Here is a 14818-nt window from a genome sequence, read left to right as displayed (position 1 = left end):
GGATTAGCTCAGCTGGGAGAGCGCTTGCATGGCATGCAAGAGGTCAGGGGTTCGAGCCCCCTATTCTCCATACTGAAAGACCCTTGTGCAGCAAGGGTTTTTAATAAACGCTTGGGTATTCAAATATCCAAGCGTTTATTTTATTTTCTTCCGATTTACACTCTTAACAGGCCCCATTGAGAAGCTATTCATTAGGCTCGATAAATTATCCTATCCTAATCAACTCAGTTGGAAAGGTTGTTAATACTTTTGCTTTTCCATCTTCCTCGATATATACATTTTCTTCTATACGGACACCGCCGAATCCTGGAATATAAATACCTGGTTCAATTGTAAACAAAAATCCTGGTTCTAACATCATTTCATTTTTTTCATGGATTGAAGGTTCTTCATGCACTTCCATACCTATGCCATGACCAACGCGGTTATTAAAATACTGTCCATAACCGTTAGCTTTGATCACATTACGAGCTGCAGTATCCACAGTCCCGGCTAATACCCCGGCTTTCGTTGCAAGAACGCTTTCATTTGTTGCTTTTCGGACAATATCATAAATCCGCCTCTGTTCTGCGGTTTCTTCGTCTATTATGAAAGTGCGTGTTATGTCGGAACAGTAGCCATCTATGATCACGCCCATATCAACTAATAAGAAGTCACCTTTATTCATTTTCTTTCCGCCAGGGCTTCCGTGTGGTAACGAAGATTTTTCACCGGATAATACCGTTGTTGAAAAAGAAGGTCCTTCAGCACCAAACTTTCTCATTAAAAATTCAAATTCTGCCGTTAATTCTAGTTCAGTCATACCCGCTTTAACGCTTTTGATTCCTTCGCTTAATACTTTTTCAATCACATGTACTGCATGTTGGACTTTATTGCACTCTTCAGGAGTCTTCCTCATACGCTGGCCAGAAATAAATTCCCCAATATTTTGATAACTAAAACTAGAAAAGTAGTGTTTGAGCTGTTCTTGTTGATATATAGTAACATTTTTTGTTTCTAAACCAATCGACTTAACGTCTTTACCTATCGTGTCTTTTAATATCTTATAAGGATTGATTTCATCGGAGATTGAAACAATGCATTTTACATTGGAGCTTCTCTCTGCATCCTCTTGATCAAGTGCAGGAACAAATAAATAATTGGATCCCTTACGAACATCAATGACTAAAGCCATAAACCGCTCAAATGGTTCTGAGTTAAAACCAGTATAGTAAAAAACATTTTTAGGTGAATTGACAATCGCCATGTCTACTTGCTGTTCTTCCAAATATTGAATTAAAGTATTCAATCTTGTTTGAAACTGCTCACTCATAAAAAACACCCCTTTATCTACGCGAATCTTAGCAACTTACAAGCGAATCCGAGTCCCTAGCCCATTTTGGATCGCTTTTTCGTAAACATATTTTGCTGTTACAATATCAACAACAGCCAATCCTACTGACTTAAATACGGTTATTTCCTTATTATTTTCTCTTCCCCTCAGTTCTCCACTGACGATTTGCCCCAGCTCTGCATAAATTTCACCTTCCTTAAAAACTCCCTCTTTAATTGGAATTTGCAAGTCACCAGTCTCTTCTAATGCTGCTTCTTTTGATTCAACGACTACTTTATCGGCTAGAGAAATGGTATGAGACGGAAGTTCCTGCATCGTTGGTTTGAATGAACCGATAGCATTCACATGAACACCTGGTTTCAATGACTCTGTAAAGACTGGAGAAGAAGAGTTTGTTGCAGTGACAATAATGTCTGCTTCCCGCACTGCTTCATTTGGGTCTGTATATACTTGAACATACTTTTTGTATTTTTCCATAATAGACTCAGCAAATTTAACTGCTTTTTGTTCTGTTCGATTCGTTACGATAATTTTTTCTATATTCCGAACAGCGAGGATAGCCTCTACTAGACCTTCACTTTGTCCGCCTGTGCCGATAACACATAATGTTTTTGAATCTTTTCTTGCTAAATATTTTGTTGCTACACCAGACAAGGCTCCTGTTCTAACCATGGTTAAATAAGACCCTTCTAAAAGAGCTAATGGCTCTCCTGTTTCAAAGTCTAACAACATTACCAATCCGTTAATTGTTTTCTTTCCCTCTTTTGTATTATTTGGAGCTACTGTTACGACTTTTATCCCAAGTGTTCCTAGACCTTCAGCTACAGAAGGCATCACTAACGCTGTATTTTTTAAATCAAAGAATGGCAGAGCCGTTCGGATAGGAGTCACAGTTCTTGACGCCGAAAATTCCTTTAGAGCACTTGCCGCGTATTCAATCACTTCATCCATATCTATCAAACTCTTCTGGTCTTCTGCATTTATAACAAGCATACTTTCCCATCCTTACTTGTTTTTCTGGAACCGGGCATTCACTTTAAAAAACTCAAGCTAGTAAAAACCCTTGTTTCAATGGATCTCTTGGGTCGACAACAAATTGATGGAATCCTGTAATGAATGCCTGACCTGTAACCTTTGGAACAATCGCTTCATATTCGGCTACCTTTGTCCTTGACAGCACTTCACCAACGAATTGTCCATCTGTAATACACTCATGGACAAAGCTCTCGCCTTCTTTTAAAGCACCTTGTTCTACTAGAGTCGCAAGCCTGGCTGAAGTGCCTGTACCGCATGGGGACCGATCTACTTGCTCATCCGCAAAGATGGTTACATTCCGTAGATCTGCATTTTCCCCCTTTGGTTCATCAGAAAAAATAACGCCATATATCCCTTTTAAATCCTGCTCAAGTGGATGATTCACTTCCATACTTCTCTCAATATAATGCTTGATTTTACTACCCCATGTTTGAATCGAGGGCAAATCATTGTAATTAACCTTTAATCCAACCGCTTGACTATTAACCACTGCATAAAACGCTCCCCCAAAAGCAATATCAACCTGAAATTCAAGTCCATCCATTTTTACTGGAAAATCCTTTTTAAAAACAAAGGAAGGTACATTTTCAAACGAAACAGATTCAACCTGGTTTTCATTGTATTTTGCATAGGCGATTACCTCTCCTGCTGGGCTATCGATGATAAATTTATGTTTGCCTCCTGTCAAATCGAACATACCCGTTTCTATTCCATATGTGACAACAGCAACAATACCATGACCACACATCGTACTCCATCCTTCATTATGCATAAATAACACGCCAAAGTCGGCATACGGACTTGCCGGAGGCGTAATAATACAACCATACATACCATGGTGTCCACGAGGTTCATACATAAGAACCTCCCGAAGATAGTCTAAATGCTCCATGCAATATGCTCGTCTTTCCAATTGGGTGCTTCCTTTTATTTCAGGCAATCCTCCGGTAATAATACGCAATGGTTCTCCGTACACATGCATATCAACTGTAGTGTACATTTTAGTAAAGTTCATATTCTTTCTCCCTCCAAATTTCCTCTACGATCTTTAGTTTTTCAAGAATGTTCTGTCTAATTTCGAGGTACTTCAGCTCTAAGATAAAGAGGTTGTCCTTGTGCCTTTAAATCTAGAAATAGTATGAATTTACTTGGATGTCAAATAGTTAACCAATTGATCTCTTATCTTTGGAAGAAGCGTTCTCTTTACATTTTTCTTCCCAAAAATCAGCACCGCTTATGCCAACTTTAATTGGATCGAAAACTGGATCTTTTCCGGCTTTTTTCTGGGTTTCATAATCTTTTAACACCTTTAAAGTCGGTTTGGTGAGAAGTAGAATGGCTAAAAGACTGAGCCATGCCATAGAACCAAATCCTATATCCCCAAGAGCCCACATCATAGATGCCGAATAGACGCTGCCAACAAAGGTCATGATGAGCATCACGATCTTTAGGGCCGTTTTCAACCAAGGCCACTCTCGCTTTCCACTTAAATAAACTAGCGTCGTTTCAGCAATATAATAATAGGCCATCAAGGTGGTAAAGGCGAAGAAGAAAATAGCAATGGAGACAAACACAGGGCCAAACCCCGGTAAAACCGTTTCAACCGCCAACTGAGTATACGCAGGACCTGCTTCAACATTAGCCAATGGTTGAACAATTGGGGCTTTTCCTTCAGGAGTAACATTATACATTCCCGTTACAAGAATCATTAATGCGGTTGCCGTACAAACGACGATTGTATCGATATAGACAGAAAAAGCCTGTACTAATCCTTGTTTTGCAGGATGTGAGACTTCAGCTGCTGCGGAACTGTAGGTTGCTTCACCGCAACCGGCAACATTAGAAAAAATAGCTCTCCTAACTCCCCAAGCAATTGCCGTACCTACAATTCCCCCAAAAACTTGATCCGTTCCAAATGCACTAGAGAAGATTAATGAAAACATTTCAGGAACTTTATCATAATTAATACCCAAGACGATGAAAGTAACTGCCACATAGCCTACTGCCATAAATGGGACAATGGTTTGCGAAACACTGGCTATTCGCTTTACTCCTCCAAAGATAATGGCTCCGAGTAAAACAACCAAGAAAATACCGGTAACCGACTTATTTAGACCAAAAGCATTTTCCATACCTGCTGCAATGCTGTTTGCTTGAACGCCAGGTGTTAAAAATCCATAGGAGATGGTAACAACAATGGCCATGATGACTGCAAACCACTTAAGTTTTAACCCTTTTTCAATAAAATAAGGGGTTCCACCTCGATATTCATTTCCAACTCTACTTTTATATACTTGGGCAAGAGTTGACTCGATAAATGCACTGGCACCTCCTAATAGCGCCATTATCCACATCCAAAAAACTGCACCCGGTCCTCCATATGCGATGGCAGTTGCCACACCGGCAATATTCCCGACCCCAACACGACCTGACAATGCTAAACAAAATGCCTGAAATGATGATATTCCTGAGTCAGAACTCTTACCTTCGAACAGCAATGCAATCATTTCTTTAAAATATCTTATTTGAACAAATCGTGTTGCAATTGAGAAAAACAAACCTGCACCTAGTGCAAAGATGACCAGTCCCGTACCCCAAATATGACCCACTAACCAATTAATTATTTCTTCCATCTAGTAATTCCCCCCATATCTCAATGCACAGTAACCACATTTAATACTGAATATTCGAAAAATATTTTCTGCAATTTCCCCTATAATATTAGGAATAAGGTGAAAACCGAAATTTATTTGACGCCTTAAAGTAATGAGTGATAAAAAAGGAAGGAAATACCCTAGAAGGGAGCCCGCTATCCTTTTTTACCACACAATCCGTTTCCCCACTACTATTCTATCTATTTGAATAAAGTAAATAATTGATTTTATTTTGTATTACTTTATGTTTACCCAAACACTCTTCACTTCTGTATAATTATTAAGTGCATAAGATCCCATTTCGCGTCCAATACCAGATTGTTTATAACCGCCAAAGGCTGCCGCTGGATCCTCTAAATTGTAATCATTAATCCAAACAGTTCCTGCCTTTAACTTATTAGCTACCTTATGGGCTGTTTTAATATCCTTTGTCCAAACACCTGCCGCAAGTCCATATGGAGTTTTGTTAGCCCGTTCAATGACTTCTTCCACCGTGTCAAAAGGCAGAACGACAACGACTGGACCAAAGATTTCTTCTTTGGCAATCACCATGTCGTCTGTAACATCAGCAAAAACAGTTGGCTGTACAAAATACCCCTTATCTGATGCTGTACTACCTCCAGCGACAACTCTTGCCCCTTCCTCATGTCCTATTTCTATGTATCTAAGCACACGTTGAAATTGCTTTTTGGAAACAAGTGGACCCATTTCTGTTTCCTTATCCATTCCCGGACCAAGTTTAATATTGTTTGCCAGATTCGCCAGTTCTTCTACAACACGGTCATAATGCTTTCGATGAACAAAAACACGAGAACCCGCACTGCAGTTTTGTCCGTGATTGTACATGATTCCGTTAAAAGCACCAGGGATAGCTTCTTTTAAATCTGCATCTTCCAAAATAATATTTGGCGACTTGCCGCCAAGCTCTAATGTAATATTTTTAATCGTTTCTGCTGCTTGGCGCATAATATACTTGCCCGTTGCTGTAGAACCTGTGAAAGCTACTTTATCAATATCGTGATGATTGACAATGGCTGCTCCTGCTGATGGTCCGAATCCAGGTACGATGTTGACAACGCCGGCAGGGAAGCCAGCTTCTTGAATAAGTTTAGCGGCATATAAAATCGATAACGGAGTTTGCTCGGCAGGTTTTAAAACAATCGTGCAGCCTGTCGCAAGAGCGGCTCCCATTTTCCACGAAGCCATCGTTAACGGATAGTTCCATGGAATAATTTGACCAACAACACCAACTGGTTCGTGCCTTGTATAGTTTAAATAATCTTTTGAAATTGGAACCGTCTGACCAAGGATTTTCGTTGCCCAACCGGCGTAATATCGAAACTGCTCTACTGTTGCCGGAATGTCGTCGGCTAAAGCCGCATGATATGGCTTCCCATTGTCCAATGCCTCTAATTGGGCTAGTTCTTCCCTATGTTCCTCAATTAAATCAGCAAATTTGTAAATTAAACGCGCTCTTTCTGCCGCACTTAGCTCAGGCCATGGACCTGATTCAAAGGCCCGGCGTGCAGCTTTAACGGCTAAATCAATGTCTTCTTCCTCAGCCTCGCTTACAACAGCCAGCACCTCTTCTATAGCCGGGTTTAATGTTTCAAATGTTTTCCCGCTTACGGAAGGGACAAATTTTCCATCAATAAAAAGCTCAATTTTTCCTTCCAAAAAATCTTTCACTTTTGGTTTCAACTCAATTTGTGTGGTTAACATGACATCTCCCCCTAGAAATTTTATTTATACAGGATGACTTTCCCCGGTACTTTTCTTTTTTAAACTAGTGAAACTGCAGTTAACTTCGTTAAAATTTCTTTCAGTTTTTGATCTTCTTCCTGTGTCAGCCCTAAACGCGGGAAGCGGGCTGGCCCACCTGCCAGTCCAAGGAGATCCATTGCACGTTTGACAATTTGCACATATTTTCCTGAGCCCTCAAGGAATGCACATAGCGGTAAAATTTGATCGTTAATGGTCCATGCCTTTTCTAACTCACCTTTTTGGAAATGATTGAACATGTCCGTCACAAGCTGTGGCACGATATTCCCTGCAACGGAAATCCACCCGGTTGCACCGACAAAATAGGATTCCATGACCAATTCCTCTGAGCCGCAGAATACTTCAAATTCTCCATGCCCTTGTCTTGCCAAATCTCTTGCTTTGCGGATATCACCACTTGATTCCTTAATGTGAGTAACTTTCTCGCAGTCTCTTCCGATTCTTAGCATCAATTCTGTGCTCATATCCACTCCAGAGGTAAATGGGTTGTTATAAAGCATAATCGGCATATTTACTACCTTGGACACTTCTTTATAATGAAAATAAATTTCTTCTTCCTTCGGTTTGCAATAATAAGAGTTAATAATCAGCGCACAATCGGCGCCATTGGCTTCAGCTTGTTTCGTGTTCTCAACGGTTTCCTTCGTTGTTTCCGCAGCTGTTCCAACAATCACCGGAATGCGGCCGTTAATTTCTTTCATTACCACTTCGACCATTTGGTATTTTTCTTCCTTTGTCAAACTGACAAATTCTCCAGTGCTGCCGTTAATGACAATTCCCGCTACCCCTTGGTCAACAAAGTAGTTAACATTATTCTTTACACCGCCCCAATCAACTTCCTGCTCCTTCGTCATCGGTGTAATTAATACTGGATAAGCTCCTCTAATGGTTGTCATCATAAATTCCTCCTCTTATTATTTTATGGATTCTATTTCACTAGTAAAATCAAACTATTTTAATAAAAATCCTGCTGCTAAAGGATCTGTTGGATCTAAAATAAAAGTTTGCATACCTGTAATGAAGCCTCGGCTTGTCATCACAAATTGATAATTTGATTCTCTTTGGGAAACCACTCGCATCTCTAGTTCGCTTCCAAAAATACTTTCATTTACAAGCGATCCCTCCATAGGAACTCTTCTTGTAGAAAGTAAGCTTACATAACAAGCAAGTGTCGGTCCGAAGCCAGGTGATCGCACAATAAAGCAATCATCACGGAAAGTAATGGTTTTAATATGTCTTTCTTCTATTGAGGCATCATCTAATAAAATGACACCTTTTACGGGTATTTTTGGATCTAGAGCCTGGATTATTGTTTGTACCCATTTGTTCAAATCAGCTAGTTCCTCAACTTGAATATTTATAGGAATATCCCGTTTCTGAAATACGGCATATAATTGATCTGAATGCACAAGAGAAAACTTTGCCTTTAAATGAGGATGGGATAAAGGAAAGTCTGTATCCACTACGTGACATATGTCGCTTTCCAGCTTTACCGAAACAACTTCTTCCTTCTCCATGATGGCGGTTACCGGTACTACACCCTTAACTGTTTCAATTTTGTATTTACTCGAGTCTTTTTTCTTTAGATGCCCGCACTCCAGTAATGCTGTCATTACCGCTACGATACCACCATAATGTATCGGCACTGTTCCTTCATGATTGAAAAATAATACCGCTGCATCCGCCTCTCGGTTAATCGGCGGAACGACAAGACAACCATTTAATCCCGCGAACCCACGAGGCTCATTTAATAAAAGATTTTGCTCCTCTTTATAGACTTCTGGAAACTGCTCATCCAGTTCTACAAGACTTTGATAATGGATAAATGGTACGTTCTGAATAATCCGGAATGCCTCTCCTGCAACGTGAACATCTATAGTTGAGTAAGCCTTTTCAATTTTCATTTCATGTCCTCCGTTTCATGTTCTTGCATGGGGGGAATGAGCAAAAACCCTTCTTTCAGCGGATCTTCCTCATGGTAAAAGAAACGGTGCATCCCCATTAGCCAAGCAGATCCTGTAATTCTCGTAGTCACTGCCTCAATCCCTTCTACACCGGTCGTTTCCAGGACAGTTCCACGAAATAAGGAACCTACAATACTTTCATGGACAAACTCTTCTCCAATAGCAATTTGTCCCTTTGAGTATAGAACAGCCAGCTTAGCAGAAGTTCCTGTACCGCATGGCGAACGGTCGATTCCACCTGGAGGAACAATAACTGTATTTTTCACATCCGCTTCTTCATGTCTAGGTTCGGTAAAAAATTCAACATGAGTTAGCCCTCGAATGAACGGATATTTTGGGTGAACAATATCCGTTTTCTCATTAATGGTATTTCTTATCGTAATTGCTTTATCAATGATGATGGAAGCATTCTCAGGTGTTAAATCTAAGCCGACCGATTTGGCATCAATAATGGCGTAAAAATTACCGCCATACGCTATGTCCGCGTCCACTCGTCCAATTCCTTCGACGTCGACAGAAACACTTTTTAGCAAAAAAGCTGGGATATTACAAAATGAAACCTCTTTCGCTTTCCCGCCTTCTACCACAATATCGACTTCAACAAGCCCTGCAGGTGTATCCAATTTTAGTGAAGTAACTGGTTCCTGAACCGGGATCAAACCCGATTCTATTAAGGCGGTACAAACACCAATGGTGTCGTGTCCACACATTGGCAAATAGCCTCCCGTTTCAATATAAATCACACCAACATCCGCTTCCGGGTGACATGGTTCGGTTAGCAATGCCCCAGACATCACATCATGCCCTCGAGGTTCGTTCATTAACAGTTTGCGAATCCAATCATACTCCTTTTTCATATAGAGCATTTTTTCGGACATTGTTTCCCCAACTAGATTTGGGAGTCCACTTATTACCGTACGTGTTGGATTCCCACCTGTATGTGTATCAATCGTTGTGAATACTCTATGTGCTCTCATCTTATTAACATCCTTTCCTTAAAACGATTAAACATGAGAGGTTCGATTGGAATAGAAGTTGCCTTTTCATTTATCAGTTCTTCCACAACTTTCCCGGTGACCGCAGCGAGACTAATTCCATCTCCCTCGTGTCCAGCAGCAATATAAAAATTTGGTATCTCCTCTACCCTTGAAACAATAGGTAAATGATCTTCCGTCCAGGGCCTTAATCCTGCATAGGAACGAATGACCATCATATCCGCCATTTTCGGATAAAAACGGATTGCACGATTCGCAATACATTTAATCACTTCGTTGTTTACTTTGGTGTTAAGACCTACAAATTCGCGGCTGCTCCCGATTAAAAAGTTTTGACTTTCTGTCGGTTCAAAAACAAGGGCCACTCCGTATTTTTTAGTTAGGGAATCCACATGACGCACCCCGCCAAATTTGGAAATTAAGTAACCAAACTCCATGACTTTTCGAGACCCAACATGCTGTTGTCTCGAAGCAACAATGATATGTCCTTTTCTCGGTTCAATCGGTATCGAAAGGTTAAGCATCTCGCCGATTTGCGGAGCCCATACACCTGCCGCATTGACCACATGATTAGCGGTAAAAACTCCGTTCGATGTGCTCACGATAAAGTAATCATTTTCTCTTTTTATTTCCCTCACTTCGGTTTGCCTAAAGGCGTTCACTCCTTGCTTCTTTGCTTTCTCAAGAAGCGAAAAAGAGAGCAGGTAAGGATTTACGGTTGAATCAGTTGCACACTCTAATCCTCCTAACAAATCATCCGCAAAGAAAGGAGACTCCTGGCGAATATCCTCACGGTCAAGCATTCTGAATGGTAAACCGGCAGCTTTTTGACGGTCCACCCATTTCTTTGCCGCCTCCATCTCTTCGTCCGACTCACAAACGAGGATGCTGCCCGGTGCACGATATTCAAAAGAATGTTCCAGCTCTCTGCTTAACTCATCAACTAATCGTTGACTAAACAAAGACATCTGGCTATCGAAACCGGGGTCTTTATCTATCGCCAAAATATTTCCATCACAGCGTGAGGATGTTCCGCTAACAAATTCTCCTTTTTCGATAATGGTTACATCTCTACCAAACTTAGAGGCATAATAGGCAATGGAACAACCTATAATTCCCCCGCCAATTACGAGAACGTCACAGTGTTTCACATCCTCTTCCCCCTTTCGTTGCTAAATCTTATTTCTTTTAATGCAATAAATGTGCCAAAAAAAAATAAGCATGCACTTCTTTAAATGTAGGAATATTTTAAATTTTTTGCCATCCGATGTATAATTATTTATACACTGTTAACATTTTTATACATAAAGGAGGAAATCATGGCCTTATCCATACAATTGGCAAGAGACGTTTTGGAAAACTTGTTTTTAAGAACATCTACAAACAAGAACCTTACAAAGAAAAATGGAGAATATTTTTACCGGCCATTAGAAAAATCAAATGAGATCCTTTGCAAGACAGTAAATGAGGATGCTTCCATTGATGAACTGATTCATTCGTTTAAGCATTATGAAGCAGTAGTTCTTATTGATAAAAATAACTACCACTTAGCCTGTATTACAGCTGAACAAATGATCGAGTTCCTCCATAGCTCCTATAACCAATTAAAAGCTTTTTATGAAACAGTAATTCAAACTACTGATGCATCTGTTACAGTCATTGATGCTAATGAATTCGTCCGCACTTGGACAAAAGGTGCTGAAAAAATTTTCTCAGTCAAAAAAAAAGAAATTATCGGCAAACCGATAACCAATTTTTTTGACCAAAACAAACTAGAAATCTTGCAAACATTACATACCGGTAAAAGCATTACTGGTCAGTACCATCACCCAAGATCCGATCTATTTGTATTAATTAATTCCAACCCCGTTTATTTTAATGACCGTATTATCGGTGCAGTTGTTTCAGAGACTGATGTTACAAATCAAGTCATGCTGAATGAAAAATTATTTAATATGTCCAACGAAGTGCATCGTTTAGAACAGGAAGTAGCTAAATTTAAGCATTCTGTAGATCCCTTTTATTTAATTAAAGGGAAAAGTACTGCAATTCAAAGAACCATTCAATTAGCAAGAAAAGTATGCTCTGTTAAATCTACCGTGTTAATTTTAGGTGAAAGCGGCGTTGGAAAAGAAGTGTTTGCAAAAGCCATTCATGAAGCAAGCGAAAAGACAAATGCACCTTTTATTTCGATTAACTGCGGGGCAATCCCCGCATCATTATTTGAAAGTGAATTATTCGGCTATGAACGCGGGGCCTTCTCCGGTGCTGATTACAAAGGAAAAAAAGGAAAGATTGAACTGGCCAAAGGAGGTACTCTATTTCTTGATGAAATAGGGGAAATGCCGCTTGATATGCAGGTAAAGCTGCTTAGGGTACTACAGGAGCGAAAATATTACCGGGTTGGCGGAGAAAAAGAAATCGATATCGACTTCCGGGTAATCGCCGCTACGAACAGAGATTTACAAGCACTAATGAAACAAGGAAAATTTCGGGAAGATTTATATTACCGATTAAATGTCGTTGCTCTTCATATCCCGCCCTTAAGGGAGCGATCTGAAGATATCATTGAACTTACTCACTATTTCCTAAATGAATTTTCTCAGCACTACCATCGCCCAATACATGAGTTTTCACCAGAGGTATTGCAGGAAATGCTCCGATATGAATGGCCCGGCAATATTCGTGAGTTACGTAATATTGCTGAAAGACTGGTTGTTTTCGCAACAGATGGGGTAATTAGAAAAGATTATCTGCCCTTTACTAACAATAATACTGCAAATATGAATAACCTGCCGCTGCCAACTAATGACAGCGAAGAAAAAAATGACACCATCAGGTCTCTGCAGGAAGAAATGGATCAGCATGAGAAAAAAGTACTTGAAAAGGCCTTGAAGATTGTTAATGGGAACAAGTTAGAGTGTGCAAAGCGACTCGGCATCACAAGGGCAACTTTATACAATCGATTGAAACGTCTTGGCATCAATTAATCTGCATCCTCCATTAAAGTTGGTATGATTTTTGCATAGTAATTTTAGCATAAGAGAAAGAGGAGGAGCTTAAATGACAAACATTGAGAAAATGGTTGTTTGTCGATGTGAAGAAGTTACATATGGACAGCTTCTGACAACCGCAAATGAGCATAAATGCACGGCTAGAGAATTGAAACTAAGAACGAGGGCCGGAATGGGCTTTTGTGGCGGTCGTACGTGCCGTGTTTCGGTTGATAAAATCATCGAAAGTGTTGTTCCGAACACAGTGCCAGGTGACATCCCGTTAAAATATCAGCCTCCTGTCCGTCCAATATCATTCGGAACGGTAGGTGAAAGCAAATGACTAGAATAATAGACCATCCCATTCTAGGCAAATTAAATGATAGAAATTTACTTTCTTTTCAATTTGATGGAAAACCATATGAAGCTTATGAAAATGAAACAATCGCCGCTGCACTATTGGCGAATGGGGTAAGAAAGCTGCGGGTTCATGAAGAAAGCGGAACACCTCGAGGAATTTATTGCAATATTGGACATTGTATGGAGTGTCGTGTAAACGTGAACGGTCAATCAAACGTAAGAGCTTGTTTAACAGTTGTAGAAGAAGGCATGGTTGTGGAAAGTGGTAAGCAGCTTCCAAATATCGTCAAAAGGATGGTGGAGCAGCGATGAGAGATGTGATTGTGATTGGAGCAGGCCCTGCGGGACTAGCTGGTGCGATTGCTTGTGCCAAATATGGGCTGAGCATTACCATCCTTGATGAATTTATTAAACCAGGAGGCAGATTACTTGGACAGCTGCACCAGGAACCTTCCGGAGATTGGTGGAATGGTATCAAAGAATCCGAACGCCTTCTTAAAGAGGCTAAAAATTTAGGGGTTGATATTCGCTGTGGTGTATCTGTTTATAACTTAGAAAAAGAAGACGGGCAATGGAACGTGTATACAAACTCAGGAACATTATCAGCAGCTTTTGTGTTAGTGGCCACAGGAGCCGCTGAATATCCTATTCCTATTCCAGGCTGGACTCTTCCAGGTGTCATGTCAATTGGGGCGGCACAAGTTATGACCAATGTTCATCGCGTTCAAGTGGGTAAGAAGGGCATTATTATCGGAGCTAATATTCTCGCTTTTGCGATTTTAAATGAGCTTCAACTGGCCGGTATCAATGTAGATCGTATTGTGCTGCCGGAAAAAAATCCAATTAGTCAAAAATCAGGGGAGCCGGAAGAAGTCTTAAAAACGCTTTTACATGCTGCCCATCTAGCACCTTCACCGCTGCTACGATTCGGGAGCCGGTTCATGAAACATGAATGGATGAGGAAAATCGGGATTAACTTCTATCCCAAAAGCGGTGTAAAGGTAAATGGCACTCCTCTTCAACTTCGCTGTGCAGCACTAGAGATTATCGGAAAAGATCAAGTAGAGGGAGTACGAGTTGCAGATACGGATTCAAACGGTAATATTATTCCCGGTACTGAATCCGTTTACGAGGCAGACTTCGTTTGTATCGCAGGCGGCTTGTATCCACTCGCAGAACTTGCCGCTGTTGCTGGCTGCCCATTCCAATATGTTCCTGATCTTGGCGGACATGTTCCACACCATTCGGAAACGATGGAAACTCCTCTCGATGGTCTTTTTGTTGCAGGAAATATCACTGGAATTGAGAGCGGCAAAATTGCTATTGCCCAGGGAACAACAGCAGGCATTTCTATTGCCAAGCATGCCGGAAAAGGAACAGCCATTATCGACGAAGAGCTTCAACAGGCAGTATTAAACGTTCGTACTGTAAGGGAGCAAGCTTCTATTCAGTTTAATCCTGAAATTAATTATGGCAGAAGCAAGATGAAACAGCTTTGGGAAGATCATTACGCAAAAAACAACAACGAAAGATCTCAGAAAAAAATTGGATAATAAAAATCAGCGGTTACTGGTGCCGCTGATTTTTTTATATGGATTATTACCTATTCAAAGCTAAATTGAATTCTCTCCTTTTAGGAAAATATACTCATGCAACTGCTATTCCAAATAATTATAATAAGAAAAGTGAATATTTCTAAATT

At 40.4% G+C, this 14818-nt stretch carries 13 protein-coding genes and 1 tRNA gene; 5 read left to right on the top strand and 9 right to left on the bottom strand.

The features are described from left to right. Positions 1 to 70 (top strand) — tRNA-Ala (locus V7150_RS13795). Positions 71 to 205: 135 nt separating this feature from the next. On the opposite strand, the gene V7150_RS13790 is transcribed toward V7150_RS13795, so the two are convergent. From V7150_RS13790 to V7150_RS13750, 9 genes are all read right to left on the bottom strand, one after another. Continuing rightward, entirely contained in the window at positions 206 to 1312 is a 1107-nt protein-coding gene (locus V7150_RS13790) for a M24 family metallopeptidase (RefSeq protein ID WP_335519072.1), read from the bottom strand. A gap of 36 nt (positions 1313 to 1348) precedes the next feature. Continuing rightward, on the bottom strand, positions 1349 to 2326 hold the full coding sequence (locus V7150_RS13785; protein WP_335519070.1) for an ornithine cyclodeaminase family protein: 978 nt from the start codon (positions 2324 to 2326) through the stop codon (positions 1349 to 1351). Positions 2327 to 2378: 52 nt separating this feature from the next. Beyond that, positions 2379 to 3383 carry a proline racemase family protein gene (locus V7150_RS13780; protein ID WP_335519067.1) on the bottom strand — a complete coding sequence of 335 codons (1005 nt, stop codon included), beginning with the start codon at positions 3381 to 3383 and terminating at the stop codon, positions 2379 to 2381. Positions 3384 to 3531: 148 nt separating this feature from the next. Further along, the gene (locus tag V7150_RS13775; protein WP_335519064.1) at positions 3532 to 5001 is read right to left on the bottom strand and encodes an alanine/glycine:cation symporter family protein; all 1470 of its coding nucleotides are present in this window, start codon (positions 4999 to 5001) and stop codon (positions 3532 to 3534) included. Positions 5002 to 5259: 258 nt separating this feature from the next. Continuing rightward, positions 5260 to 6744, bottom strand: coding sequence for an aldehyde dehydrogenase family protein (locus V7150_RS13770; RefSeq protein ID WP_335519061.1), 1485 nt, complete (start codon positions 6742 to 6744; stop codon positions 5260 to 5262). 59 nt (positions 6745 to 6803) lie between these two features. Continuing rightward, positions 6804 to 7700 (bottom strand): 4-hydroxy-tetrahydrodipicolinate synthase, encoded by an 897-nt coding sequence (gene dapA, locus V7150_RS13765; RefSeq protein WP_335519058.1) that lies wholly within the window; start codon positions 7698 to 7700, stop codon positions 6804 to 6806. Positions 7701 to 7754: 54 nt separating this feature from the next. Further along, complete coding sequence (locus V7150_RS13760) at positions 7755 to 8708, bottom strand: proline racemase family protein (protein ID WP_335519055.1); 954 nt, start codon at positions 8706 to 8708, stop codon at positions 7755 to 7757. Next, the gene (locus V7150_RS13755; protein WP_335519052.1) at positions 8705 to 9745 is read right to left on the bottom strand and encodes a proline racemase family protein; all 1041 of its coding nucleotides are present in this window, start codon (positions 9743 to 9745) and stop codon (positions 8705 to 8707) included. The genes V7150_RS13760 and V7150_RS13755 overlap by 4 nt, the downstream gene beginning before the upstream one ends. Next, the gene (locus tag V7150_RS13750; protein WP_335519049.1) at positions 9742 to 10914 is read right to left on the bottom strand and encodes an NAD(P)/FAD-dependent oxidoreductase; all 1173 of its coding nucleotides are present in this window, start codon (positions 10912 to 10914) and stop codon (positions 9742 to 9744) included. Before V7150_RS13750 ends, V7150_RS13755 begins: the two co-directional genes overlap by 4 nt. Before the next feature lie 210 nt (positions 10915 to 11124). Between V7150_RS13750 and V7150_RS13745 the strand changes: the two genes are divergently transcribed. The 4 genes from V7150_RS13745 to V7150_RS13730 all read left to right on the top strand — a co-directional run bounded on the left by V7150_RS13745 (position 11125) and on the right by V7150_RS13730 (position 14669). Beyond that, on the top strand, positions 11125 to 12753 hold the full coding sequence (locus tag V7150_RS13745; RefSeq protein ID WP_420490289.1) for a sigma-54 interaction domain-containing protein: 1629 nt from the start codon (positions 11125 to 11127) through the stop codon (positions 12751 to 12753). Between the two features lie 73 nt (positions 12754 to 12826). Further along, complete coding sequence (locus V7150_RS13740) at positions 12827 to 13099, top strand: (2Fe-2S)-binding protein (RefSeq protein ID WP_335519042.1); 273 nt, start codon at positions 12827 to 12829, stop codon at positions 13097 to 13099. After that, positions 13096 to 13428, top strand: coding sequence for a (2Fe-2S)-binding protein (locus V7150_RS13735; protein ID WP_335519040.1), 333 nt, complete (start codon positions 13096 to 13098; stop codon positions 13426 to 13428). Before V7150_RS13740 ends, V7150_RS13735 begins: the two co-directional genes overlap by 4 nt. Then, complete coding sequence (locus tag V7150_RS13730) at positions 13425 to 14669, top strand: NAD(P)/FAD-dependent oxidoreductase (protein ID WP_335519037.1); 1245 nt, start codon at positions 13425 to 13427, stop codon at positions 14667 to 14669. The genes V7150_RS13735 and V7150_RS13730 overlap by 4 nt, the downstream gene beginning before the upstream one ends. The last annotated feature ends 149 nt before the right edge of the window (positions 14670 to 14818 follow it).

This window comes from Neobacillus drentensis (genome assembly GCF_036965245.1).
Classification (GTDB): Bacteria; Bacillota; Bacilli; order Bacillales; family Cytobacillaceae; genus Neobacillus; species Neobacillus drentensis_G.
The sequence above is the reverse complement of the archived record's forward strand: the minus strand, read 5'-3'. Positions and strand labels throughout refer to the sequence as shown.